This is a genomic window from Streptomyces sp. NPDC057136 (assembly GCF_042670885.1).
Classification (GTDB): domain Bacteria; phylum Actinomycetota; class Actinomycetes; order Streptomycetales; family Streptomycetaceae; genus Streptomyces.
The window spans coordinates 65,449-89,286 of record NZ_JBHUUV010000016.1; the positions used below are offsets into that span (position 1 = coordinate 65,449).

Sequence of the window (23,838 nt, forward strand, 5' to 3'; positions counted from 1 at the left end):
TCCCGAATCTCATTCAGGATGATCTTAATATGTCAGAACCAGATATGGTGTGGCCATGGGGATGGTGAACGGGATCGTGGACGACATCGACCGCGCGCTGATCGTGGAGCTCCAGCGCGACGCCACGCAGGCGTACTCGGCGCTCGGCAAGGCGGTCGGCCTCTCGGCGGGAGCGGCGCACGAGCGCGTACGCAAGCTCCGCGAGCGCGGTGTCATCCGCCGTACGACGGTGGAGGTCGAACCGGCAGCCCTCGGCCGTGACGTACTCGCCTTCGTCATGGTCGACTCGTCGGCCTGGATGGGTGACTCGGCGGAAGCCTTCGCCGCTATCCCGGAGATCCAGGAAGCGCACGTCATCGCGGGCGCAGCGTCGGTTCTGGTGAAGGTGCGCACGGCCACCACCGAGCAGTTGCAGCAGGTCCTGCGGCGGCTGTACGCCATCGAGGGCGTGAGCGGCACGCATGCGACGGTCGCGCTGGAGACGTTCTTCGAACGACCGGTCTCCGCCGACTGACATCTGGCATCTGGCGTAGCAGCGCGTTCTTCGTCGCACGCTGGTCCGACCGCGTCGGCCGCCGCAAGCTGATCATCGCGGGCGCTGCCTTCGGTGAGGTGTGGAGTGCCGCGCTCTTCCCGCTCCTGGACACCAGGAACTACGCGCTGATCGCGTCGCACTGAGCGGCGCCCTGCTCTGCATGAGCATCATCTACGGCCCTGCGGGCGCGTACCCGCCCGAACCGTTCGGCACCCGCATGCGCTACTCCGGTGCCGGGTTCTCCTACAACCTCGGTGGCGTAATGGGCGGCGCGGCGGCACCGCTGCGCCATGGCCCTGCTCTCGCTGGGCTGCGTCCTCGCCCTCCCCGAGACCAAGGAGCGCGACCTCGACAAGGTCTGACCGTCGGCCGCCGCGCGCGCCCGTCAGTGCCGGGGCGGCGGTGGCGTGGGCCTGACCAGGCCCGACTGGTAGGCGATGACGACCAGTTGGGCGCGGTCGCGTGCGTGGAGTTTGTTCATGGCGCGCTGGATGTGGGTGCGCACGGTCAGCGGGCTGAGGACGAGGACGCCCGCGATCTCGGCGTTGGACTGTCCCTCGGCGGCCAGCGTCATCACTTCCCGCTCGCGGGCCGTGAGCGCGGCGAGGAGTTCGGGCGCTGCCAGGTGGTTGTCCGGTTCGGGTGTCGCGAGGAAGCGGGTGATGAGGGCGCGGGTGGCCTGCGGGGAGAGCAGGGAGTCGCCGGAGGCCACGGTGCGGATGCCGGTGAGGAGGACGTCGGCGCCGACGTCCTTGCCGAGGAAGCCGCTGGCACCTGCGCGGAGCGCCCGGGCAACGTACTCGTCCGTCTCGAACGTCGTGAGGATGAGGACCCGGGTGGCGGCCAGGTCTTGGTCAGCGCAGAGCGTGGTCGTGGCCGCCAGGCCGTCCGTACCCGGCATGCGGATGTCCATGAGGACGATGTCGGGCCGGGTGGTACGGGTGAGGTCGACCGCTTCCCTTCCGTCGGCGGCCTCGGCGACCACGACCATGTCGTCGCAGGAGTCGATCAGGATGCGGAAGGTGGCCCGCAGCAGGGCTTGGTCGTCGGCGAGCAGGACGCGGATGGTCATGGGGTGCGGTCTTCTTCCGGGTTCCGGGAGTGCAGCGGCAGGTGGGCGGTGACTTCGAAGCCGCCTTCGGGGCGGCGGCCGGTGTGCAGGTGGCCGCCGACCGAGTGGGCGCGTTCGCGCATACCGATGAGGCCGAAGCCGCGGCCCGCGGCCTCGCCTGCCGGCGCCACTGTGCTTCCTTCGGCGGGTCCTTCGTCGGTGACCGTGACGGTCAGTCCGGCGGAGGTGTGGGCGAGTTCGATGTGCGCCGCTTTCGTGCCGGCGTGTTTGGCCACGTTGGTGAGTGCTTCCTGCACGATCCGGAATGCTGTCAGATCGACTCCGGGTGAGAGCTCCTGCGGCTCGCCCTCCGTGGTGACGGTGACCGTGAGGCCGGCGGAGGCGAACGAGGCGGTGAGGTCGTCGAGGCGTGCGAGTCCGGGGGACGGTTCCAGCGGGGTGTCGGTGTCGTTCGCCTGGCGCAGCAGCCCGACGGTGGCTTTCAGCTCCCGCAGCGCCGATGAGGTGGTGCCCGCGAGGTCGTCGAGGATCTTCTGCGTCTGGACGGGGTCGGTGCGCGCCAGGTGAGCGGCGGTGCCGGCCTGCGCGTTGGCGAGGGCGAGGTGGTGGGCTACGACGTCGTGCAGGTCGCGGGCGATGCGCATGCGCTCCTCGGCGACCCGGTGCCGTGCCTCCTCCTCTCGGGTGCGCTCGGCGAATTCGGCGCGGGCCTCGACGGCTTTGAGGTAGGCGCGCCGCATCCGGATGGCGGTGCCGTAGACGGGCGGCAGCAGTACCCAGGCGACGGGGTTGAGCGTCTTCAGGGCGAAGGGATGGTTGACGGGGTCGGCGATCAGCGCCGTGGCGGCGAGCAGTGCGGCGGTGGCGAGTGTGCAGATGCGGATGGTCCTGCGGTCGGCGGTCAGGGACAGCCAGTAGAGCGCCGCCATCACCGGTCCCAGCAGGAGCGGGGTGAGCAGGACGCCCAGCGCGCTCGCGGCCATGGAGCAGGCCGTGGTGACCGCGACGACGGTCTTGGGCCGACTGCGGCGCCACATCAGGGCGGCGCAGCCGACGGCCGCGATCGGGGCGGCTGTCCACCATGAGATCCGGCTGCCCGGATCGGTGGTGCTGAGCTGGCTGCCAGGGATCGTGACGGCGAACAGCACCAGCGCCACTGCCGCGTCTGCAGCCCGCGGGTGGGCCGCCACGCAGCGCTGCCATGCGGTGTTCATCGAGTTCTCCGATCGGGGTGCTGCAGTCATGGTCCGCGACGCGGCGACGGTTCGGACGCAGGGCGGGCCGCCCGTTCCCGCACGGGCGGCCGTTGCTGGCGCGCGAGTCCGCCCGTGTCGTGCACGGGCTGACTCGCGACTCGGGGTGTCAGACGCAAACGGCGTCCCGGTCGGCCGCTTCCGTCCTGTCCGGTGCGGCCGGCTGGCAGGTGCGCAGAGCCTCACCTTCCACGTCGATGCGGGGCAGTAGCCTGTCGAGCCAACGCGGCATCCACCACGCCGCCTTGCCGAGGAGTGCGAGGACGGCGGGGACCAGCGCCATACGGACGACGAACGCGTCGAACAGCACGGCCACCGCCAGTCCGAACCCGATCATCTTGATCATCGATGCTCCGGCGCCGATGAACCCGGAGAACACCGCCATCATGATCAGCGCCGCCGCCACGACGACCCGGGCGCTGTACCGGAAGCCGGTGACGACCGCCTGGCCCGGCCGGTCCCCGTGGACGTACGCCTCCCGCATACGGGCGACGAGGAACACCTCGTAATCCATGGCGAGACCGAACACGATACCCACCAGGAAGATCGGCATCAGCGACATGATCGGGCCGGTCTGTTCCACTCCGATGAGGCTCGCGCCCCAGCCCCACTGGAAGACCGCGATGACGGAGCCGAGCGCCGCGAGCACCGACAGGAGGAAGCCGAGGGCCGCCTTCAACGGTACGAGTACGGAACGGAATACCAGCATCAGCAGCAGCACGGCCAGGGTCACCACGACCGCGAGATACGGGAGCAGGGCGTCCTGCACCTTCTGGGCGACGTCGATGTTCATCGCGGTGGTGCCGGTGACCTCGAAGCTCACCCCTGTCGCGGACTCCGTCGCGCCGCGCTCCGAACGGATGGTGTGGACGAGCTCCTTGGTGCGCTCCTCGCTCGGCCCGGAGGCCGGGACGGCGGAGAACACCGCCGTGTCCCCGGCCGGGTTGAACCGGGCGGCCGAGACGGACACGACCCCGTCGGTGGCGTCGATCCTCTGCTCGATCGCGGTCACCGCCGCCTTCGCGTCCTCGGCTCCCCTGCCGTCCACCACGATGGTCAGGGGCCCGTTGAAGCCGGGGCCGAAGCCCTCGGCGAGCGCGTCGTACGCACGGCGCTCGGTCGTCGAGGTGGGCTTGGCCTCGTCTCCGGGCATCCCGAGTTGCAGGTCGGCCACCGGAAGGGCGAGCACGCCGAGGCCCGCGACCGAGGCCAGCAGTACGGGGACCGGGCGGCGCAGGACGAATCGCGCCCAGCGGCTGCCCCCGTTCTTCTCGCCGCCTTCCTTGCTCCTGCCGCTCCTGCGGGCCGAGCGCGACAGCACCGCGCGCGGCCAGAAGCCGAGGAGGGCGGGGACCAGCGTCAGCGCGATGGCGACGGATATGGCGACCGCCCCTGCGGCGGCCAGGCCCATCTTCGTCAGCATCGGAATGCCGACCACCGAAAGACCGGCCAGCGCGATCACCACGGTGAGACCGGCGAAGACCACCGAGGAACCTGCGGTGCCCGCGGCCAGCCCGGCCGCCTCCTCGGGCGCATGGCCCTTCGCCCGCTCCTCGCGGTAGCGGGAGACGATGAACACGGCGTAGTCGATACCGCAGGCCAGGCCGAGCATCGTGGCCAGGGTGCCGGTCGTCGCCGACAGGCCGAGGGCGCTGCCCAGGGCCAGGATCGAGGCCATGCTCACGCCGACGCCGATGACCGCGGTCAGCAACGGAAGGCCGGCCGCGGCCAGCGAGCCGAAGGTCATCAGCAGGACGACGGCGGCGATGGCGATACCGATCGCCTCGGCCGAACCGCCCGCCGCCGGCTGCGTCGCCAGCGCGCTGCCCCCGACCTCGACCGTCAGCCCGGCCTCCCGCGCCTGCTCGACGGTGTCCTCCAGCATTGCCCTGCCGGCGTCGGTGAGGTCCGCGGCGGCCACCTTGTAGGTGACGGTCGCGTACGCCGTGGAGCCGTCCTCGCTCACCGCCTGTGCCTGGAAGGGGTCGACCGCACCGGCGACCTGGGGACCCTCGGCCGCCTCGGACACGGCCGTCTCGATCGCCGCCCGGTTCTCGGTCGCGGTGACCTTCTGCCCCTCGGGAGCAACGAACACGAGCCTCGCGCTCGCCCCGTCGGCCTTGGCGCCGGGAAAGCGCTGCTCCATCAGGTCGAACGCCTTCTGGGACTCGATACCCGGCATGGATGACCCCTCGTCGGGGGTCTCGGGGGCCTGGGCGGCGCCGAAGCCGACGGCCGCCAGTACGGCCAGCCACAACAGGGCAACGGGCCAACGGCGCCGGAAGGCCAGGCGGCCGATTCGACAGAGAAAAGTAGCCACGGGACGAAGATCTCCACATCTTTTCGGGTACGTCACCAGGCTCTCCGGGCAGCGCCGTCCCGTCGTCGTGCAGCTGCGGACACTGCCTGTACTGAAATCGCAGTACGGACCGCGCGCCGGGTACGCCCGGGAAGCCGGACCGCCGCCGTGCGGACACAGTGGGCGAAGGACATGACCCGAAGCGGAGGCGCTATGGAGAGCAAGGGCACCGGGACCGGGCTGCGCTGCCTGGTGACGGGGGCGACGGGGTACATCGGCGGCCGCCTCGTCCCCGAGCTGCTGGACGCGGGGCACGGCGTGCGCTGTCTGGCGCGCACTCCTGAGAAGCTGCGGGACCACCCGTGGGCCGGCCGGGCGGAGGCCGTCAAGGGCGACGTGACCGACGCGGAATCTCTCCGCACGGCCTTGCGGGACATCGATGTCGCCTACTACCTGGTGCACGCGCTGGGCACGGGCCCCGGCTTCGAGGAGACGGATCGCGAGGCCGCTCGCACCTTCGGCCGGGAGGCACGGGCCGCGAGTGTCCGGCGCATCGTCTACCTGGGCGGTCTCACTCCGTCGGACGTCCCCGAGGCGGAACTGTCGCCGCATCTCCGCTCCAGGGCCGAGGTGGGCAGAATCCTCCTCGCCTCGGGCGTGCCGACCACCGCGCTGCGTGCCGCCGTCATCATCGGCTCGGGGTCCGCGTCCTTCGAGATGCTGCGCTATCTCACCGAGCGGCTGCCGGTCATGGTCACACCCAGCTGGGTGTCGACGAGGATTCAGCCGATCGCCGTCCGCGACGTACTGCGCTATCTCGTGGGCAGTGCACGGATGCCGGACGAGGTGAACCGCTCCTTCGACATCGGCGGCCCCGACGTCATCACGTACCGCGGCATGATGCAGCAGTACGCGCAGGTGGCGGGGTTGCCGCACCGGCTGATCCTGCCGGTGCCCATGCTGACTCCGGGACTCTCCAGCCACTGGATCGGGCTGGTCACCCCGGTCCCCCGGTCGATCGCCCGCCCGCTCGCGGAGTCGCTGCGCCACGAGGTGGTGTGCCACGAACACGACATCGCCCAGTACGTCCCCGACGGGCCGGGGCAGCCCTTTCCGTTCTCCACCGCGCTCGCTCTCGCCCTGCAGCGGGTCCGCGAGGCCAACGTGACGACCCGCTGGTCCTCGGCCTCGACCCCGGGCATTCCCAGTGATCCGCTGCCCACGGACCCCGACTGGGCAGGCGGAAGCCTCTACAGCGATGTGCGGGAACGCGAGGTGGACGCCCCTCCCGAGGCGCTCTGGCGCGTGATCGAGGGCATCGGCGGCGACAACGGCTGGTACTCGTTCCCGCTGGCCTGGGCCGTACGGGGCTGGCTCGACCGGCTGATCGGCGGGGTGGGGCTGCGCCGGGGCAGGCGGGACGCCGAACGGCTCAGGGTGGGGGACTCGCTGGATTTCTGGCGGGTCGAGGAGATCCGGCCGGGGCGGCTGCTGCGGCTGCGCGCGGAGATGCGCCTGCCGGGGCTGGCCTGGCTGGAGATGTACTGCGAGAAAAGCTCCGACGGACGGTCCCACTACCGCCAGCGGGCCGTGTTCCACCCGCGCGGTCTGCTGGGCCACGCCTATTGGTGGAGCGTGTCCCCCTTCCACGCCGTCGTCTTCGGCGGCATGGCCCGCAATGTCGCGCTCGCGGCCGCCGAGGACACGACACCCGCGCGCGGGTGAAATCAACGGCACTTGGCTGAACGCCGCAACCAAAGAGTGCGGCGCGACAGAAGGTGTCAGCGTTCCGCTTCGACTCCTGTCAGAGGTACCCCCATGACCGTCGCAGTCGTCCTGTTCACCTCCAATCTGCGGCTGCACGACAATCCGCCCCTGCACGCGGCACTCGCGGCGGCGGACGAGGTGGTGCCGCTGTTCGTCCTCGACGACGACATCTCGGACGTGGGTTTCGGCGTGCCCAACCGTCGCGCCTTCCTCGCCGACTGTCTCGCCGACCTCGACGCCGGCCTCCGTGACCGCGGCGGACGTCTGGTGATCCGCTCGGGCCGGCCGGCCGAGGAGGTGTGCCGCATCGCCGCCGAGGCGGAGTCCCGGGACGTGTACATGGCCGCGGGAGTGACCGCGTACGCGCACCTGCGCGAGGAGGGGCTCCGTACCGCCCTGGAATCGCAGGGATGCCGTCTGCACGTCCATGACGCCGTGATCACCGCCGTCGCCCCGGGCGCGGTGACCCCGTCGGGCTCGGGTTCCGACCACTTCGCGGTGTTCACGCCGTACTTCCGGCGGTGGTCCGGGCAGCCCGTACGGGAGGTGTTCGCGGCCCCCCGTGCGGTACGCGTGCCGCACGGTCCCGGCTCGGAGGCCGTCCCCTCGCGTGCGGCCGTGACGGGTGTCGCCGAAGGGCTGGCCCGGGGCGGCGAGACCGAGGCGCGTAAGCGGTTCGCCGCGTGGTGCCGCGACGGGATCGCGGCGTACGAGGACCGCCACGACGATCTGGCGGGCGACGCCACCTCGCGGCTCTCCCCCGATCTGCACCTGGGAACCCTCTCCCCCGCGGAGCTGATCCACCGGGCCCGTGCGACGGGCGGACCGGGCGCCGACGCCTTCGTACGCCAGCTGTGCTGGCGGGACTTCCACCATCAGGTCCTGGCCGCCCGTCCGGCGGCCGCGCACGCCGACTACCGGACACGGCGGGACCGGTGGCGCACCGAACGGTCCGCGGCCGACGACATCGCCGCGTGGCAGGAGGGCCGGACCGGATATCCGGTCGTGGACGCCGCCATGCGCCAACTGCGCCACGAGGGATGGATGCACAACCGCGGACGCCTGCTCACCGCGAGTTTCCTCGCCAAGACCCTGTACGTCGACTGGCGGATCGGCGCCCGGCACTTCCTCGAGCTGCTGGTGGACGGCGATGTCGCCAACAACCAGCTCAACTGGCAGTGGGTGGCGGGTACGGGCACGGACAGCCGGCCCAATCGCGTACTCAACCCCGTACTCCAGGGCAAGAGGTACGACCCCCAAGGCGTGTACGTGCGCCGTTGGGTGCCCGAGCTGAGGGGCATCGAGGGCGGCGCGGTGCACGAGCCGTGGAAGCTGCCCGGCCCGGCGCGGGCGCGGTGCGCGTACCCGGAGCCTGTCGTGGGACTGGCGGAGGGGCTCGCCCGGTTCAAGGAGGCGCGCGACCTGGCGTGAGGCTCCCGCAGCCGCCACCCCGTACCCGGAAAGCCACCGCTCGTACCGCTTCCCTTTCGTACGACTACGGCCGTGGTGTTGTCCTCGACGTCGCACGACGGCCGGCCGCTGGGGATCTAGCGTCTCCGGGACCACCCCGAGGCGAGGAGCGGCACGTGAACTGGCTCATCCATGACTACCGCGAGGACGATCTGGCGGCGGTCGTCCATCTCATCGATTCGACAGCGAATCTCGGCCAGGAGTCCGTCTTCTCCCTTGCCGAGTGCATCAGCGCCCTGACGTCGCGCCAGCCCGCAGTGGTCGCCGTCCACCGCGGGCGGCCCATCGGCGCGGCACTGGCCCATGTGTCGGGTGGCCGGGCCTGGGTGATGCGGATCGCCATCGAACCGGCCTGGCGCGGCCGGGGCCTGGCCAGTGCGCTGCTGGTGGAGCTCGAACGCCGGCTGATCGAGGCGCGGGTGCGCCGCATCGCCTATGTGCTGGCGGAGGAGGAGCTGCTCGGCGAGGGGCTGCGGAAGGCCGGCTACACGCGGCGGCCCGCCGTCGCCTACTTCGAGAAGGCCGAACCGGCCACGGGCACCCCTGCCGACCTCCTGGAGGAGCTGGGCGGCCGGGTGCTGTCCGGTGATCTGTGGGACAAGGTGGCCGGCATGGAGGCGGAGAAGAGCCTCATCGAGCGCCGTGTCGTCATGCCACTGGCCGAACCCGAGCGTGCGGCCCGCCACGGCGTCGTCCCGCCCCGCGCCATCACCCTGTTCGGTCCACCGGGGACCGGCAAGACCACCTTCGCCCGGGCCATCGCCTCCCGCCTCGGCTGGCCCTTCGTCGAACTGCTGCCGTCCCGCCTGGCCGACGAGGGAAATCTCGCCGCCGCACTGCGCACGGCCTTCGCCCGGATCGCGGAGCTGGAACGGGTGCTGGTCTTCATCGACGAGGTCGAGGAGATAGCTCCCGTACGAGGAGAGCGTCCGGAGCCCGGCATGCACGGCGTCACCAACGAACTCCTCAAACTCATACCGGGCTTCCGTGAGCGGGACGAGCGGCTGCTGGTGTGCGCCACCAACTCCATCCGCTCGCTGGACCCGGCGTTCCTCCGTCCTGGACGTTTCGACTACCTGGTCCCGATCGGCACCCCGGACGCGGCGGCCCGGGCGGCGATCTGGTCGCGCCATTCGGCCCGGCGGGACGACGTCGACGTGGACGCGCTGGTCGTGGCGAGCGAGTTGTTCACCCCGGCCGACATCGAGCACGCGGCCCGGACCGCCGCCCAGGCCGCCTTCGAACGCGACGTCGCCGAGGCCGGCGCGGACACCGACGACTATCTCGCCGCCCTCAGCCAGTGCCGGCCGACCGTCACCCCGGCCGTCATCACCGAGTTCACCGCCGACATCACCACCCACGCACGGACCTGAGCGGATACCGGACTGCCCGGACTGCCCGGCGCCCTCCCCGTACGATGCCGCACCGTCGGCGCGTCATGGAGGAGCCGGGCAGCTCTCCGGGCAGACTTTCCTTCCATGGCCAACGAAACGAAAGCAGTCCTCGAAGGCGGCCCCGACGATCTCCCTGAGCGGATCGTTTCCGTCACGGAACCCGGGCCCGACGTCAAGATCCCGTTCCGGGGCGGGTACGAACACTTCAAGGCGACGGACCGTCAGGAGAAGACTTCCGAGGGTCAGTTGCCCGTCTACGAATGGTGGGAGCGCACGGAAGTACCCGGCTAGCCGCAGCCGTCGACAACGACAGGCCCTGGGTCGTGTCTTCAAAGGGGTTGGATCCAGAGTAGGAGTGAGGCGATGGTGATCGCGGCCTCGTAGGATTCGTGGGTTTTGTCGTACCGGGTGGCGATCGCACGGTACTGCTTCAGCCGGTTGAAGCATCGCTCGACGACGTTGCGGTGTTTGTAGAGCTGCTTGTCGAATGCTGGTGGTCTGCCGCCGTGGCGGCCTCCTACGAACAGGCAAGCCCGGGAAGCGAGTTCGTCGTCTTCGACCTGCCAGGAATCGGCCGCGCCGGTCTCGCCATCTGTTACGACGGATCATTCCCGGAGACCGCAAGGCAGCTGGCCCGGCTCGGCGCCGAAGTCATCCTCCAGCCCACCCTCACCACGACGCGGGACCGGGAGATGGAACTGGTCTGCGCGCGCCAACGCCTGGACCAATCAGCTCTACGTCGTCAATCTCAACGCGGCCGACCCGGCCGGCGTCGGCGCCAGCACGATCGTCGATCCCGAGGGAATCGTGCGCCAGCAGGCCGGGGCGGGCGAGGAGGTCCTGGTGGACGTCCTCGATCTCGACACCGTCACGCGGGTCCGTACGTACGGTTCCGCCGGACTCAACCGGCCGTGGGACCAGCTCGCACGCTACGGCCACCGGATCCCTCTGCCGATGTACGGCGGCGTTCCAGCCGACCCCGCAGGACCAATCCATACACAAGGTAAATAAATGAACCCAATACGGACTTTTCTCAGCAATAACCCCCTATAGCTCATAGCATTCTTTTCGCCCGAATTGCGTTCACTCTCTTCACGCAAATCGCCCTTTTCGGACTCAGTGGCCAGCGTCACGTCCGGGATTGACAGGTTCCTGACCTGTGCCCCGCATCCCTTCTGCGGGAAGAGAGTTGACTTCGCGGTTCGGGTGAATTCACCGGCGATCCCGTTCGTCGATCTTGCAAATGAATTGTGATCCGGAATTCGGGGCTTGTCCCCTTCGGCTTTTCTCGCTTACGGTCACCCTCAATCCGGATGGAACGCCGAATCCTGCCGCCGTCCGGAAACCCAGACCACTCACGCCCGGCAGGAGCGGGGGACCCAGGTAAGTCGCCGATCCGTTATGCGGAACGGCTCGGGGTTAAGTCGCATGCACCTGCGGCCAGGCATCTCCAGCCTGAACCCGACAGCTCACCTCGTAGGCGCCGGAGAGGAATTCACCATGCCCACGATGGGTAAGCACCGCCGTACCAAGTCCAGCCCCCTGACCCGCGGTCTCGTCGCCGTGACCGCAGGCGGAGCCATCCTCGCTCTTCCGGTGATCGGCGCCACCACCGCTTCCGCCGCGCCGGCACAATCGGTCGCCGCCGAAAAGGCATTGGGCCCGGCGGCCGCCCCTGCCAAGGAAATCACCGCGCAGAAGGCCGGGATCACCAGCTATTCCGTCGTCAAGGGTGATTCCCTGCACAAGATCGCCGATGCGCATTCCCTGGATGGCGGCTGGCAGAGGCTGTACAAGGACAACAAGAAGGCCATCGGTGACAATCCGGCTCTGATTCGCCCGGGTCTGAAGCTGACCGTGGGCGCCAAGGCCACAGCCAGGGCTTCCGGTTCGTCCTCCGACCGCGCCGCTGCGGGCAGCGACCGCGCCGACCGCTCCGAGCGGTCGAGCACGCCGGCCGCGAAGACCGCCGCCCCCGCCGCCGCGAAGACCGCGAAGGCCGCGACGTACACGAACGACCTCGACGGCTGGATCAAGGAATCGCTGGCCGTCATGGCCAAGAACGGCATCCCCGGCACCTACGAGGGCATCCACCGCAACATCATGCGCGAGTCCTCGGGCAACCCGCAGATCGTCAACAACTGGGACTCGAACGCCACCGCGGGCACTCCGTCCAAGGGCCTTCTCCAGGTCATCGACCCGACGTTCCAGGCGTACCACGTGCCCGGTACGTCGACGGATATCTTCGACCCGGTCGCCAACATCACCGCCGCGTGCAACTACGCCGCCGACAAGTACGGCTCCATCGACAACGTATTCGGCGCCTACTGATCCCCTGGCATCGGCCGCGGTTCAGAACTGCCGGGTGGTGAGGGTCCGACGGGCCCTCACCACCCGGCAGTTCCGCGTATGCGCGGGCCGTGGAAGACTCGCGCCCATGCCCGAACTCCAGCTCCTGCGCCACGACCACGCCGCTGCCCTGCTCGCCTTCGAGCAGGAGAACCGGGCCTACTTCGGCGCCTCGGTTCCGGACCGCGGCGACGAGTACTTCGCACGATTCGACGCACGGCACAGCAGCCTCCTGGCCGAACAGGCCGACGGGCTGTGCTATTTCCATGTGCTGGTGGGCGATGGGGACGAGGTGCTGGGCCGGGTGAATCTGGTGGATGTGGCGGACGGTTCCGCCGACCTCGGATACCGCATCGCCGAGAAGGCCGCCGGCCAGGGCCTGGCCACGACCGCCGTCCGCCGGATATGCGTCCTGGCCGCCACGGAATACGGTCTGACCGCCCTGCGGGCCTCGACCACGCTGGACAACGCCGGCTCCCAGGCCGTACTGGCCCGCACGGGATTCGTACGCACCGGCGAGACCGTGCTCGACGGCCACCCGGGGCTCTCCTACGAACGGTCGCTGGACGCGGACGCGCTGCTCCCCTGACCCACGGGTCATAGGGAACAGAGCGGGATTTGGGCGGGGGCGGTGGCGAGCCGACGTCCGGCCCGCCACCGCCGCGCAGGGACAGCCCCGCCGGGCGTCAGTCGCTGTCGGTCTCCTCGCGGAGGATCTTGCCGCTGGCCGCGTCCACCTCGAACTCGGTCTTGTTCCAGTCCGCGGCGACGACGTCGACGGCCCAGACAAGGGTGTCGTCGTCGTTGGTGTCCAGGCCGATCGAGGTGACCGTCCCCTTCGTCTTGTCCGTGGCGACCTTGGCCGCCTGCTCGGGCGTCTGCGTCGCCTTGGTGATCCAGTCGGCCATCTTGCTCTTGTCGGCCGCGTCCTGATCGGCGTCCTCGGACGTCTCGATCACCTTGCCTGAGACCCCGTCGATACGGACGGTGTGCGCGGTTCCGTCCTTCTCGACGACCTCTGCGACCCACTGCGGACCGGCGCCGCTGCCGCTCGGGCTGGGGCTGCCGCTCGGAGAGGCGCTGCCGGTGGGACTGCCGCTCGGGCTGGCCGTGCCGCCGGGGCTCGCGCTTCCGTTCGGCGAGGTGCTCGCGCTCGCGTCGGTGCGCCGGTCGGTGTCGTCGTCCAGGCCCTCCAGATCGAGCTCGGCCAGCTTGCTGCCCGGTACGGCCCCGACCGCGGTCGTGGCCGCCTTGTCGAAAGTGACCTTGGTGGCTTCGATCAGCTTCTTGCGTTCGGCCTGGTCCTCGGTCAGCTGCGCCCGGCCGGACGGGCTGCCGGAAGGACTCGCGTACGGGGAGGTCGTCTGCTTCGGGATGACCTTGGCGGCCTCCGATGTAGCCGCCCCTGTCTGGTCGCCACCGTCCTGCCCGCATCCCGCGACCAGCGCGGAGGCGACGACGGCGCACAGCGCACCGGCTGCGATACGGAGACGGCGGGCGCGCGGGGAGACAGTGGTTTTTCGTCGGAATTCAAGGCTCATACACGCATGACTAGCCCCCGCACCGGCCGGTCATGTTGTCCTACGGGACGGGTCACCCGATCGACCGCGCGGCTCCGCCCGTTGGCGGTCATCCCGCCCGGGCGCGCCGCGGTCGTGGGTGCGAAACAATGGAGGGCACAGCCACGGACTCCGGCTTTCGCCGGCGTCCGGTCGGGAGGCCCTGATGGATTACCCGGAGCGTTACGAGCTGATATTCCAGACCTACGGCGCGGCGGACGACGTGGTCGTCGTCCGGATGACCGACCGGTCGGGGGCGGGTGGATACCCGGTGTACGAGGACGAGACCGGAATCGTGCGCGCGGAGATCAGCGACCGCGGGGAGGTACGCATGCTGGCCAGCGGCGGCCATCAGGTACCGGGGATCCCCTTGCTCGTGCGGCCCCTGAGCGAAGGGGCGCCCCGCGCCCGCTGAGCAGCCGAGGACACGCACCGGGACGCGCTACGCGTCGCGGTGCGCTGCGTGCTGTGCGCTTCGCGCCTGACGTACCGAAGTCCGTTCATGCCCGATCGTCGCCCGAATCTGTTTACATTCCGGCACCCCAGACGTAACCTGAGCCGCGAAACCACAGACCCGGGCATGAAACGGAAACGAAACCACATGTATGCACCGGAGCGGCAGCAGGAAATCCTCCGCCTCGCCCAGGAGAGCGGACGCGTCGACGTCCTCTCCCTCGCAGAGGAATTCCAGGTGACCGCCGAGACCGTGCGGCGTGACCTCAAGGCCCTCGACCGGGCCGGGCTCCTGCGGCGGGTGCATGGCGGTGCGATTCCGGCCGGGCGGCTCGGCTTCGAGCCCGACCTCGCCGAGCGCGACGCGGTGGCCGCGGACGAGAAGGACCGCATCGCCGCCGCCGCTCTGGGCGAGCTGCCCATGGACGGCAACGTGATCATCGACGCGGGCACCACGACGGCCCGGCTGGCCGCCGCCCTCCCGCTCGAGTCCTCCCTCACCGTGGTGACCCACGCACTGCCCGTGGCCGCCCGCCTCGCCGACCATCCAGGGATCGCGCTGCACCTCGTGGGCGGCCGGGTCCGGCACCGTACCCGTGCGGCCGTCGACGCCTGGGCGCTCAGTGCCTACGCCGAGATCAACGCCGACGTCCTCCTTCTCGCCACCAACGGGTTCTCGGCCGACGGCGGACTGACCACCCCCGACCTCGCCGAGGCCGCCGTGAAGCGCGCCATGATCGCGGCCGCCCGCCGGGTCGTGCTCCTCGCCGACTCGGGCAAGTTCGGCCAGGAGCACTTCGCCCGGTTCGGCGATCTCTCCCACGTCGACCTGCTCATCACCGACACGGGGCTCAGCCCCGAGGACGCCCTCGCCATCGAGAGCTTGGGCACGGAAGTGGTACGCGCATGATCCTCACCGTCACCCCCAATCCGAGCCTCGACCGCACCTACGAGCTGCGGGATCTCACCCGCGGCGCGGTCCTGCGCGCCACCACGGACCGGGTCGACCCCGGCGGCAAGGGCATCAATGTCTCCCGCGCGGTAGCGGCGGCGGGCCACCGTACGGTCGCGGTCGCTCCCCTCGGCGGACCGGAGGGCGCACTGCTCGCCCGGCTGCTCGGGGAGCACGGGATCGAAGCCGCCGGTGTGCCGATCGCGGGCAGTACCCGCGTCAACATCACGCTCGTCGAACCGGACGGCACGCTCACCAAGGTCAACGCGACCGGGCCCGAGATCACGGAGTCCGAGGCCGAGACCCTGCTGGAGACGGTACGGACCCGGTCGTCGGACACGGACTGGATCGCCTGCTGCGGCAGCCTGCCACGGGGGCTGCCCCCCGAGTGGTACGCCGAACTGGTGGCACGCAGCCACCGGGCCGGTGCGCGGATCGCCCTCGACAGTTCGGGCGCCGCCCTGCTCGCCGCACTGCGCGAACGGCCCGATGTGATCAAGCCGAACGCCGAGGAGCTCTCCGAAGCGGTCGGGCGGCCTCTCGCGACGGTCGGTGACGCGGTCAAGGCCGCGGAGGAACTGCGCGGGCGCGGGGCGCAGGCCGTACTGGCCAGCCTCGGAGCCGACGGACAACTGCTGGTGGACAGCTCGGGGACGTACTTCGGCAGCGCCCGGGTGGACACCGTCCGCAGCAATGTCGGTGCCGGGGACGCCTCGCTCGCCGGCTTCCTGACCGCCGGGGGCGCGGGCCGGTCCGCGCTGGCGGCCGCGGTCGCACATGGCGCGGCGGCGGTCCAGCTCCCCGGCAGCGTGATGCCCACACCGGCCGACATCGACATGTCGACGGTCGTCACGACCACGGACATCCCCCTGGACCGCGTGCTGACGGAGCCCGCCCCATGACGTCCGTACCCCTGAGAACCAGCCCGAAGCCCCACGTCCCCCCGCCCGCCGCCACGGCGGTCCACGAGCAAGGAGCCCCGCGATGAGTGAACTGATCACCGCGGACCTGGTCGACCTCGATCTGTCCGCCGACACGAAGAACGCCGCAGCGAGGTCGCTCGCCGAGCGCATGGTCGCCGCCGGGCGCGTCACCGACCTCGACGGCTTCCTCGCCGACGTGGCCGCCCGTGAGGCGCAGATGCCGACCGGCCTGGACGGAGGCATCGGCATCCCACACTGCCGCAGCGAGCACGTCAATGCGCCGACGCTGGCTTTCGGGCGCAGCGGACAGGGCATCGACTTCGGTGCGCCGGACGGGCCTGCGGACCTGATCTTCCTCATAGCGGCGCCCGCCGGTGCCGACGACGATCACCTCACCATCCTGTCGGGCCTGGCACGACGGCTGATGGATCCCGCTTTCACCTCCGCACTGCGCGCGGAGGCCGACCCCGCCGCGGCGGCGGCCCTGATCCGCGGCGACGAGCCGCCCGCCGCGCCGAAGGAGCCCGCTCCGGAGACGGAGACCGCGGCGCCCGAGCCGTTCCGGATCGTCGCCGTCACCTCCTGTCCCACGGGCATCGCCCACACGTACATGGCCGCCGAGTCCCTGGAGGCGGCCGCGCGCGCCGAGGGGATCACCCTCAGCGTCGAGACGCAGGGTTCGGCCGGATTCGAGCGGCTCGACCCGTCCGTCATCGCCGCCGCCGACGCGGTGATCTGGGCGCACGACGTCGACGTACGCGAGAAAGCCCGGTTCGGCGGCAAGCCGATCGTCGACGTCGGAGTGAAAGCCGGGATCAACCGGCCGGCCGCACTGATCGCCGAGGCCCGGCGCAAGGCCGAGCGGGGCGAGATCAGCGGTGTCTCCGACGCCAGTGGTACGGAGCCGGGCGCGGCCGGGTCCGGCGGCGGCAGCACGCACTTCGGTGTCCGGCTGCGTACATACCTGATGTCCGGCGTCAGTTACATGGTGCCGTTCGTCGCGGCGGGCGGACTCCTGATCGCCCTGTCGTTCGCCATCGGTGGCTACGAGATCGCGAGCGCCAAGTCCGTCGCCGATCACTTCGTGTGGGGCGAGGCCGACAGCTGGGCCGCTCTCCTCAACCAGATCGGCGGCGCTGCCTTCGGCTTCCTGGTCCCGGTCCTGGCGGGCTATATCGCGTTCGGCATGGCGGACCGTCCCGCTCTCGTCCCCGGGTTCGTCGGTGGTGCCATCGCACTGACCATCAACGCCGGGTTCCTGGGTGGTCTCGTCGCCGGTCTGCTGGCCGGTGCGGTGGTGATGGCGATCCAGCGGGTGAAGGTTCATCCCACTCTGCGCGGCATCATGCCGGTGCTGGTGATCCCACTGATCGCTTCGGTGGTGGTCGGCTTCCTCATGTTCGTCGTCGTCGGCAAGCCGATCGCCTCGCTCCAGAAGGCGCTCACCGACGGGCTCAACGGGCTCTCCGGTTCCAACGCGATCATCCTCGGCATGGTGCTCGGCCTGATGATGTGCTTCGACATGGGCGGCCCGCTCAACAAGGTCGCCTACGCCTTCGCGGTCGGCGGGCTCGCCGACCCGACGCCCGGCAGCCTCAAGGTGATGGCGGCGGTCATGGCGGCCGGTATGGTGCCGCCGCTGGCGATGGCCCTGGCCACCACCGTGCGCGGCAGGCTGTTCACGAAGACCGAGCGGGAGAACGGCCGTGCCGCCTGGGTGCTGGGTGCGTCGTTCATCAGCGAGGGCGCCATCCCGTTCGCGGCGGCCGACCCGCTGCGGGTGATCCCGTCGGTGATGGCCGGCGGCGCGGTCACCGGCGCCCTGTCGATGGCCTTCGACTGCACCCTGCGGGCACCGCACGGCGGCATCTTCGTCGTCCCGTTGATCGGCCAGCCGTTCCTCTACCTGCTGGCGATCGCGGCAGGTACGGGGGTGGCGACGGCGCTGGTCGTCGTCCTCAAGGGCATGCGCCCGACCTCGCAGGACCTTGTGCCCGCGGCCGACACCTCGAAGGTTCCCGTGGCCGCCTGAGCGCGACGAGCGCCACACCGTCCGACCCTTCCGGCATCCACAGTTCCGTATCCACCCCACAGGAGTGATCGCATGTACCAGTGCACCGTCGCCGTAGGCTCCCGCAGCGGACTGCACGCCCGCCCGGCCTCATTGTTCGTCCAGGCGGCAGCCCGTCAGCCGGTCAAGGTGACCATCGGGCGGGAGGGGCAGGAGCCGGTCGACGCCCGCAGCATGCTCTCCGTGCTCGCTCTGGCGGCGCAGCACGGAGACTCCGTGGTGCTGACGGCCACGGGTGACGGGGCCGGGGCGGCGGTCGACGAGCTCGCCGCGCTGCTCGCGAAGGACCTGGACGCCCCGGTCTGATGCGCCACGTCTGATGATTCCGCTGCCTCCCGGCCGTCCACGGCCGGGAGGCAGCGGCGTGTGTCAGCGGCCGAAGGTGTCGGGCACCGGCAGTGTGTCCCAGCGGGTCACCGGCCACGCGACCACCACCGCACGTCCCACCACCTCGTCGACCGGCACCATGCCGCGGTAGGGATCGTCCTGGTGGTAGCGGGAATCCCCGGACGCCTGACGGTGATCGCCCATCACCCAGACCCGGCCGTCGGGCACCGTGACCTTGAACTGGCCCGCGTCATCGGTACTGCAGGCCGTGTTGCCGGGGTAGACGTACGGCTCGTCGAGCGGCTTCCCGTTGACCTTCACCGGTCCGTCGCCCTTGCACTCCACGGTGTCCCCCGCGACGCCGATCACCCGCTTGATGAGGTCCTTCTCCTCGGCGGACGGCATCACTCCGACGAAGCCGAGCACCTTCTGGAACGCGTTGGGGGGCTCGGTCGGCACACCCTCCAGCCAGTCGGACGGATCGTGGAAGACGATCACTTCTCCGCGCTCGGGCTCGGAGCCGAACCACGGGGTCAATTTGTCGACCAGGACCCGGTCGCCCTTCTGGAGCGTGTTCTGCATGGATTCCGACGGAATCGAGAAGGCCTGAAGCAGGAAGGTCTTGATGAGCAGCGCCAGCAGCAGGGCGACACCGATGAGGATCGGGAGTTCCTTCCACAGGGGGCGCTGCTTCTTCGTTCGCGTCCTCGTCCGCCGTGCACCCGTCAGCACCATCTACCCGCTCCTCGCCCCGTGTTCAGCCACTGCCCCTGCGTGGGCAGCATCGGCTCACTCTAGGCGCGATCACTGTGACGAAGGCGCGGACGAGGTGGCTGACCAAGCTTTCAGGGGGAACGTCAGTGGCGTATTTTCCCGGAGCGCTAGGGTGCGGCGGGCGGGGGTGCGGGTTGCTCTGTGATGTGCGGTGCGGGAACCGTGGCGCCGTCTCCGGCGCGTACCGCCTCGACGACCGACTGATGGAACGCTCTGCTGGCCTCTTCGGTCGGGCAGCGTATGGGGCTGCCGACCAGGGTGAACCAGTCCGAGGCCCCACTGAACTGCACGGCCACTTCGGCCTCGCCGTCGGCCCATGTCGTATGGACGGTGAGATCGCCGCCCACGATGCCTGCTTCTTTGGTGCGGACTCCGCCGGATCCCGCGAAGACACCGCTGGTCGTCCACGATGCCCAGCTCATGACGCGACGCCCTTTCGGACAGTGAACAAGCCTGTCAAGCGGACTTCTCCGAGTATGACACCGCAGTTCGGAGCGTGCACGGGCGTGCCCCCGGACCTTGAGGTCCGGGGGCACGCGACGTGTCGTCGGTTCGGCGCGCGGGGTGCGTCACCGGCGCTCCAGCGCTCCCCTGACGAAGGCCGCCTGGCCGGCGTGCTGGAGATCGTCGGCAAGGACGCTGACCAGCCGGACGCCGAGAGTGACCGGTGGTGACCAGTTCTCGTCCACGATGCGTTCCAGTGCCCTGCCGTCCAGGCTCCTGATGAATCCGACGCTCTGCTCGTGGACGGCGTCGTAGTAGCCGAGAAGCAGCTCGGCCGAGTCGACCCGCACCGCGGCGACCTCCTTGCTGCTCTGTCCGTAGCCGGTCGCGTCTTCGGCGAAGGGCAGGCCGAACCGGGAGGCCCAGCCCTGGGACAGCCACACCTGCTCGGTTCCCGCCGCATCGGCGACGTGGTCGTCCTGGATGCGTGTGAGGTGCCAGACGAGCCAGGAGATCGAATTCGCCCCCTCGTCGAGCCGGGCATTGAGGTCTTCGGGCGCGAGGCCGTCGACCGCCGTGTGCACCGCTTCCCTGACGCGCTCGAACGCGTCGGCCAAGATGCCTGCTGTGTTCATACGCCCACCATGGCCGGTGCTTCCCGGCACCCGGCGTCCGACACGCGGCCGGCCCGTCAGGTGAGCAGCCCCAGCAGATGCGCGCAGGCCGTCCGCTCGTCCGGGTGGCGGGCGATGACTTCGTTCGTGCCGCGCTCGAACGCCCCGGTCTCCCACACCGCGTCGGTTGCCTTCCGCAGGAACAGGAAGTCGGTGGGCGTGGGGACCGGTTCGTGAACGCCTTCGATGCGGTAGTAGCCGTCGGGCACGCCTGCCGCCCGCAGCGCAGCCCGCAGGTGCAGGCGGTCCATGGACCTAGGCTCCGACGGGCTTGAGGTACTCGTGCTCCAGCAGCCACTTCACATTCAGCCGCTGGCCCTCGCCCGGGTTCAGGAAGACGGCGTCGAGCTTGATCTGCTGGCCGCCGCCGGGCTGCTCGAACCACGGCGCGATGCTGCCCTGCCAGACCCAGAACGGCTTGGCGACCTTGTAGACGCGGTAGTCGCAGGCGACGGCCGCGTCACGGGTGTTGAGGCTCTGCGGAGGCAGCGCACGCTCGGCGTACGCGTCGCCTGCCGGGGCGAGATAGCTGCCGTACTCCGAGCCGAAGCGGTCCAGCCGCTGGCCCGGGCGGAGTTTGGCGGGCTCCTTGTCGAGCTCGCCGTTGACCTCGCCGAAACCGTCGTTGGGCGGGTACTTCCAGCTCCCGGAGTCCGCCGGGCCTTCCCAGTACTTCTTGAGGAAGTCGGCGGGCGAGAGGTCTCCCGTCCTCTCGTAACCGTTCAGCAGCGGACCGACAGGGGCCTGCTTCTTCTTGGGCAGCCACTTGGGCCCGAGTCGCGCATCGCCCTGGAACTCTCCGGTGCAGGGTTCGTGCCGGGGCGCAGCGGCCGGCTTGTTGTTCTCGTGGGGCGTCGCAGCGCTCGCGGCGGGCGCGCTCAGCAGCCCGGCGGTGACACCGAGCGCGGCAAGTACGGTGCTCATACGGTTCATTGGCAGGACACCTCGAAAAATTGATGATCAATCGACAGCTGACGCAGGGTAACGCCTCGATAGCACCGGGTATCCGCACCATGCCGTAATTCGCCCCGAACGTGCGTGTGGCGCCCGAGCCGGCATGTCCGGCCCGGGCGTCACTGTCACAGAGTCCGGCGAGTGCCCCTCAGCCGTCGGCGGGGTCCGGTACGAGGCCGTCGGCGACCAGGCCCGCGAAGACGGCGTCACTGAGCGCCCGGAGTGCGGACATGGGACGGACCATCACGGTGAACTCCTTGACGCGGCCCGCCTCGTCGAACTGGAGCAGGTCGATGCCGTGGATCTCCTTGCCGTTCACCGTGGCCCTGAAGACCAGGATCTCCGACGATGCCTGAGTGCCGTCCACGGCGGTTTCCACCGCGCCGTCGAGCCGCCCGACGTAGCGGAAGTCCTCGAATGTCCGCAGCAGAACGCCGAAGAGGCCCAGCACCATGGGCCTGCCCTCGAACGGGGTGAATTTCACCGGGCTCCAGAAGCGGATGTCCTCGGTGAACAGCGGTTCCAGGGCGGCCAGATCACGCTTCTCGACGGCGGTACGAAAGCGTTCCGCGGTGTCGGCAGTCGTCATGGCTGTCTCTCCTCCCACTCGGCATACTCAACAATCTGACTACTCAATTTCCAGACTATGATGCAGGCGGAACCCATAGAACGGAAGGGGGTGGCCCATGGCCTTGCGTCACGCCGTACTCGCGGCGCTGCTGGACGGTGAGTACAGCGGCTATCAGCTGGCCAAGGCGTTCGACGTCGGCGTCGCGAACTTCTGGCACGCACTCCCCCAGCAGCTGTACGCGGAACTGTCGAAGCTGGAGCAGGACGGGCTGGTCGCCGGGCGGCAGGTGGTCCAGGAGACGCGGCCCAACAAGCGACTGTTCCAGGTCACCGATGCGGGCTTGGCGGAGCTGGAACGGTTCGCGTCCGCCACTGCGAAAGCCACGTTCATCCGGGACGACCTCCTCGTCAAGGTCCAGGCCGTCGACCGGGTCGACGCGGGGCCCGTGATCGAGCAGCTGGAGGAACGCGCGGCGGTCGCGGACGCCAAGACCGAACTCTTCGGCAAGCTGCTGCTCCGGCTGCGCGGCCCGGTCGACGAGGAGGAGTTCCTGCGCAGCGGTGAACGGATCGGACCGTATCTGACGTGTCTGCGCGGGCTCGCCTTCGAGCGGGACAACCGGGACTGGTGCCTGCGGACCGCCGACGTCCTGCGGAAGCGATGCGAGCCCCGTAACTCGCCTTCCTGACCGTCGGATTGCTTTGGCATGATCTCGTTCATGGAGAACTGGTGGGTGCAGGCGGGTCATGGGGTGCGGTTCGACTGGGGACCTGTCGGTGCGGCTCGCCTCGCGGAGGGCGTGGACTGCCTGGTCGTGGTCGATGTGCTCTCGTTCACCACGTCGGTCACGGTCGCCGTCGAGTCGGGCGCCCGGGTCTTCCCCTATCCCTGGCGTGACGAGAGCGCTCGGGCGTTCGCCGACGGGATGGACGCCGATCTGGCCGTAGGGCGCCGCGCGGCCACGGCGGCGTCACCGTGGTCGCTGTCCCCCGCCGCCCTGCGCCGCGCGCCCTTCACCCCACGACTCGTACTGCCCTCGCCCAACGGGTCCACCATCGCCGCCGCCGCGGGTGAGTCCACCGTGCTCGCCGGGTCCCTGCGGAACTCCGGCGCCGTGGGCCGGTGGCTCGCGGACCGGGGTTACGGAACACCCGAGCGCCCGGTCGGGGTGATCGCCTCGGGTGAGCGCTGGCCCGATGGCAGCCTCCGGCCCGCCCTGGAGGATCTGCTGGGCGCCGGGGCCGTGATCGCCGCGCTGCGCGCGCACGGGAGGGACCGGCTCTCGCCCGAGGCGGCGACGGCCACGGCCGCGTTCGCGGGGACCGAGGACATCGCGGTCGCGGTCAAGCACAGCGCCTCGGGGCGGGAGCTCATCGACGGCGGTTACGGTGAGGATGTCGCCGTGGCGACGGAGCTGGATGGCAGCACGGTCGTCCCGGTGCTGACGGACGGGGCGTTCGGCGCCGCCTGATCGCTCTCAGTACCCGGTGGCGCCGTCCAGGCGTTCGCGCAGCAGATCCGCGTGGCCGATGTGCCGTGCGTACTCCGCGATCATGTGGACGTGGACGAGGCGCAACGAGTAGACCGTGCCGTTGTGGGTGAAGGTGTCGTCGAGCGAGGCGTCGGCGACCACCTCGTCCGCCAGACGGATCTCCTCGACCAGGCGCGCGTAGTCCTCCTCGGCGCGCTCCGCGGCCAGATCCTCGAAGTCCGCGTCCTTGCCCAGCTCCGGCGCGTACATCGGTGCCAGGGGCAGACCGGCGAACCGGTCGCGGAACCAGGCGCGTTCGACCTTGGCCATGTGCCGCAGCAGACCGAGCAGCGTGAGGTTGGAGGGGTGGACGGCCTGTTCGGCGAGTTGTTCCCCGGTGAGTCCCGCGCACTTCTGGAGAAGGGTGTTGCGGTAATAGGCAAGGAAGCCCTCCAGTGTCTCGCGCTCGTCCGCGACAAGAGATCCTGGCGTCCGGGTGGCTTCAGGTGCTGTCCATGTCATCGCG

Annotated in this window: 25 protein-coding genes, 2 pseudogenes and 1 riboswitch; of the genes and pseudogenes, 15 read left to right on the forward strand and 12 right to left on the reverse strand. The window is 70.0% G+C overall.

Annotation, left to right across the window (positions count from 1 at the left end; genetic code table 11):
- The first annotated feature begins 76 nt into the window (after window positions 1–76).
- Window positions 77–514: an Lrp/AsnC family transcriptional regulator gene (locus ACFT7S_RS20350; protein ID WP_382733922.1), complete on the forward strand. Its 438-nt coding sequence runs from the start codon at window positions 77–79 to the stop codon at window positions 512–514.
- A gap of 406 nt (window positions 515–920) precedes the next feature.
- On the opposite strand, the gene ACFT7S_RS20355 is transcribed toward ACFT7S_RS20350, so the two are convergent.
- The 3 genes from ACFT7S_RS20355 to ACFT7S_RS20365 all read right to left on the reverse strand — a co-directional run bounded on the left by ACFT7S_RS20355 (window position 921) and on the right by ACFT7S_RS20365 (window position 5,180).
- The gene (locus ACFT7S_RS20355; RefSeq protein WP_382733727.1) at window positions 921–1,607 is read right to left on the reverse strand and encodes a response regulator; all 687 of its coding nucleotides are present in this window, start codon (window positions 1,605–1,607) and stop codon (window positions 921–923) included.
- A complete protein-coding gene (locus ACFT7S_RS20360) occupies window positions 1,604–2,821 on the reverse strand; it encodes a sensor histidine kinase (protein WP_382733729.1) in 1,218 nt (405 codons plus the stop codon). The genes ACFT7S_RS20355 and ACFT7S_RS20360 overlap by 4 nt, the downstream gene beginning before the upstream one ends.
- 148 nt (window positions 2,822–2,969) lie before the next feature.
- Window positions 2,970–5,180, reverse strand: a complete 2,211-nt coding sequence (locus ACFT7S_RS20365) for an MMPL family transporter (RefSeq protein WP_382733732.1) — start codon at window positions 5,178–5,180, stop codon at window positions 2,970–2,972.
- Between the two features lie 192 nt (window positions 5,181–5,372).
- On the opposite strand from ACFT7S_RS20365, the gene ACFT7S_RS20370 reads away from it, so the two are divergent.
- The 4 genes from ACFT7S_RS20370 (at window position 5,373) to ACFT7S_RS20385 (ending at window position 10,081) form a co-directional block, all read left to right on the forward strand.
- Window positions 5,373–6,884: an SDR family oxidoreductase gene (locus tag ACFT7S_RS20370; protein WP_382733735.1), complete on the forward strand. Its 1,512-nt coding sequence runs from the start codon at window positions 5,373–5,375 to the stop codon at window positions 6,882–6,884.
- Between the two features lie 93 nt (window positions 6,885–6,977).
- A complete protein-coding gene (locus ACFT7S_RS20375; RefSeq protein WP_382733738.1) occupies window positions 6,978–8,357 on the forward strand; it encodes a cryptochrome/photolyase family protein in 1,380 nt (459 codons plus the stop codon).
- Window positions 8,358–8,512: 155 nt separating this feature from the next.
- The gene (locus tag ACFT7S_RS20380) at window positions 8,513–9,769 is read left to right on the forward strand and encodes an ATP-binding protein (protein WP_382733740.1); all 1,257 of its coding nucleotides are present in this window, start codon (window positions 8,513–8,515) and stop codon (window positions 9,767–9,769) included.
- Window positions 9,770–9,874: 105 nt separating this feature from the next.
- On the forward strand, window positions 9,875–10,081 hold the full coding sequence (locus tag ACFT7S_RS20385; protein ID WP_382733743.1) for a DUF5988 family protein: 207 nt from the start codon (window positions 9,875–9,877) through the stop codon (window positions 10,079–10,081).
- Window positions 10,082–10,119: 38 nt separating this feature from the next.
- On the opposite strand, the pseudogene ACFT7S_RS20390 reads toward ACFT7S_RS20385, so the two are convergent.
- Window positions 10,120–10,305: pseudogene (locus ACFT7S_RS20390) on the reverse strand (transposase); the annotation flags it as partial.
- On the opposite strand from ACFT7S_RS20390, the pseudogene ACFT7S_RS20395 reads away from it, so the two are divergent.
- The 3 genes and pseudogenes from ACFT7S_RS20395 (at window position 10,297) to ACFT7S_RS20405 (ending at window position 12,728) form a co-directional block, all read left to right on the forward strand.
- Window positions 10,297–10,801, forward strand: a pseudogene (locus ACFT7S_RS20395) (carbon-nitrogen hydrolase family protein). The pseudogenes ACFT7S_RS20390 and ACFT7S_RS20395 sit on opposite strands and share 9 nt — an antisense overlap.
- Window positions 10,802–11,099: 298 nt before the next feature.
- A riboswitch (cyclic di-AMP (ydaO/yuaA leader) is annotated at window positions 11,100–11,286 on the forward strand.
- Window positions 11,287–11,290: 4 nt separating this feature from the next.
- Entirely contained in the window at window positions 11,291–12,121 is an 831-nt protein-coding gene (locus tag ACFT7S_RS20400) for a transglycosylase SLT domain-containing protein (protein ID WP_382733746.1), read from the forward strand.
- A 106-nt stretch (window positions 12,122–12,227) separates the two neighbouring features.
- Window positions 12,228–12,728, forward strand: coding sequence for a GNAT family N-acetyltransferase (locus tag ACFT7S_RS20405; protein WP_382733748.1), 501 nt, complete (start codon window positions 12,228–12,230; stop codon window positions 12,726–12,728).
- A 97-nt stretch (window positions 12,729–12,825) separates the two neighbouring features.
- On the opposite strand, the gene ACFT7S_RS20410 is transcribed toward ACFT7S_RS20405, so the two are convergent.
- Entirely contained in the window at window positions 12,826–13,680 is an 855-nt protein-coding gene (locus ACFT7S_RS20410; RefSeq protein WP_382733750.1) for a PepSY domain-containing protein, read from the reverse strand.
- A gap of 184 nt (window positions 13,681–13,864) precedes the next feature.
- On the opposite strand from ACFT7S_RS20410, the gene ACFT7S_RS20415 reads away from it, so the two are divergent.
- The 5 genes from ACFT7S_RS20415 to ACFT7S_RS20435 all read left to right on the forward strand — a co-directional run bounded on the left by ACFT7S_RS20415 (window position 13,865) and on the right by ACFT7S_RS20435 (window position 18,403).
- Entirely contained in the window at window positions 13,865–14,113 is a 249-nt protein-coding gene (locus ACFT7S_RS20415; protein ID WP_382733753.1) for a DUF6296 family protein, read from the forward strand.
- Window positions 14,114–14,299: 186 nt separating this feature from the next.
- Window positions 14,300–15,061 carry a DeoR/GlpR family DNA-binding transcription regulator gene (locus ACFT7S_RS20420; RefSeq protein ID WP_382733925.1) on the forward strand — a complete coding sequence of 254 codons (762 nt, stop codon included), beginning with the start codon at window positions 14,300–14,302 and terminating at the stop codon, window positions 15,059–15,061.
- The gene (gene pfkB, locus ACFT7S_RS20425; RefSeq protein WP_382733756.1) at window positions 15,058–16,005 is read left to right on the forward strand and encodes a 1-phosphofructokinase; all 948 of its coding nucleotides are present in this window, start codon (window positions 15,058–15,060) and stop codon (window positions 16,003–16,005) included. The genes ACFT7S_RS20420 and pfkB overlap by 4 nt, the downstream gene beginning before the upstream one ends.
- A gap of 82 nt (window positions 16,006–16,087) precedes the next feature.
- Entirely contained in the window at window positions 16,088–18,058 is a 1,971-nt protein-coding gene (locus tag ACFT7S_RS20430; protein ID WP_382733759.1) for a fructose-specific PTS transporter subunit EIIC, read from the forward strand.
- A gap of 72 nt (window positions 18,059–18,130) precedes the next feature.
- Complete coding sequence (locus ACFT7S_RS20435; RefSeq protein WP_382733762.1) at window positions 18,131–18,403, forward strand: HPr family phosphocarrier protein; 273 nt, start codon at window positions 18,131–18,133, stop codon at window positions 18,401–18,403.
- Window positions 18,404–18,466: 63 nt separating this feature from the next.
- Here ACFT7S_RS20435 and lepB read toward each other — a convergent pair whose 3' ends face one another.
- The 6 genes from lepB to ACFT7S_RS20465 form a co-directional block, all read right to left on the reverse strand.
- Entirely contained in the window at window positions 18,467–19,159 is a 693-nt protein-coding gene (gene lepB, locus ACFT7S_RS20440; protein WP_382733764.1) for a signal peptidase I, read from the reverse strand.
- Between the two features lie 146 nt (window positions 19,160–19,305).
- Complete coding sequence (locus tag ACFT7S_RS20445) at window positions 19,306–19,620, reverse strand: hypothetical protein (protein ID WP_382733766.1); 315 nt, start codon at window positions 19,618–19,620, stop codon at window positions 19,306–19,308.
- A gap of 147 nt (window positions 19,621–19,767) precedes the next feature.
- Window positions 19,768–20,277: a DUF664 domain-containing protein gene (locus ACFT7S_RS20450; protein ID WP_382733767.1), complete on the reverse strand. Its 510-nt coding sequence runs from the start codon at window positions 20,275–20,277 to the stop codon at window positions 19,768–19,770.
- Between the two features lie 56 nt (window positions 20,278–20,333).
- Window positions 20,334–20,567 (reverse strand): hypothetical protein, encoded by a 234-nt coding sequence (locus ACFT7S_RS20455; protein WP_382733770.1) that lies wholly within the window; start codon window positions 20,565–20,567, stop codon window positions 20,334–20,336.
- A gap of 4 nt (window positions 20,568–20,571) precedes the next feature.
- A complete protein-coding gene (locus tag ACFT7S_RS20460; protein ID WP_382733773.1) occupies window positions 20,572–21,249 on the reverse strand; it encodes a TNT domain-containing protein in 678 nt (225 codons plus the stop codon).
- 169 nt (window positions 21,250–21,418) lie between these two features.
- Window positions 21,419–21,859 carry a nuclear transport factor 2 family protein gene (locus tag ACFT7S_RS20465; protein ID WP_382733775.1) on the reverse strand — a complete coding sequence of 147 codons (441 nt, stop codon included), beginning with the start codon at window positions 21,857–21,859 and terminating at the stop codon, window positions 21,419–21,421.
- A gap of 97 nt (window positions 21,860–21,956) precedes the next feature.
- Here ACFT7S_RS20465 and ACFT7S_RS20470 point away from each other — a divergent pair, with 97 nt between their 5' ends.
- Both ACFT7S_RS20470 and ACFT7S_RS20475 read left to right on the forward strand, forming a co-directional pair.
- Entirely contained in the window at window positions 21,957–22,529 is a 573-nt protein-coding gene (locus ACFT7S_RS20470; protein ID WP_382733778.1) for a PadR family transcriptional regulator, read from the forward strand.
- Window positions 22,530–22,559: 30 nt separating this feature from the next.
- Entirely contained in the window at window positions 22,560–23,312 is a 753-nt protein-coding gene (locus tag ACFT7S_RS20475) for a 2-phosphosulfolactate phosphatase (protein ID WP_382733781.1), read from the forward strand.
- Window positions 23,313–23,318: 6 nt separating this feature from the next.
- Here ACFT7S_RS20475 and ACFT7S_RS20480 read toward each other — a convergent pair whose 3' ends face one another.
- Window positions 23,319–23,834, reverse strand: coding sequence for a DinB family protein (locus ACFT7S_RS20480; RefSeq protein WP_382733783.1), 516 nt, complete (start codon window positions 23,832–23,834; stop codon window positions 23,319–23,321).
- Between the last annotated feature and the right edge of the window lie 4 nt (window positions 23,835–23,838).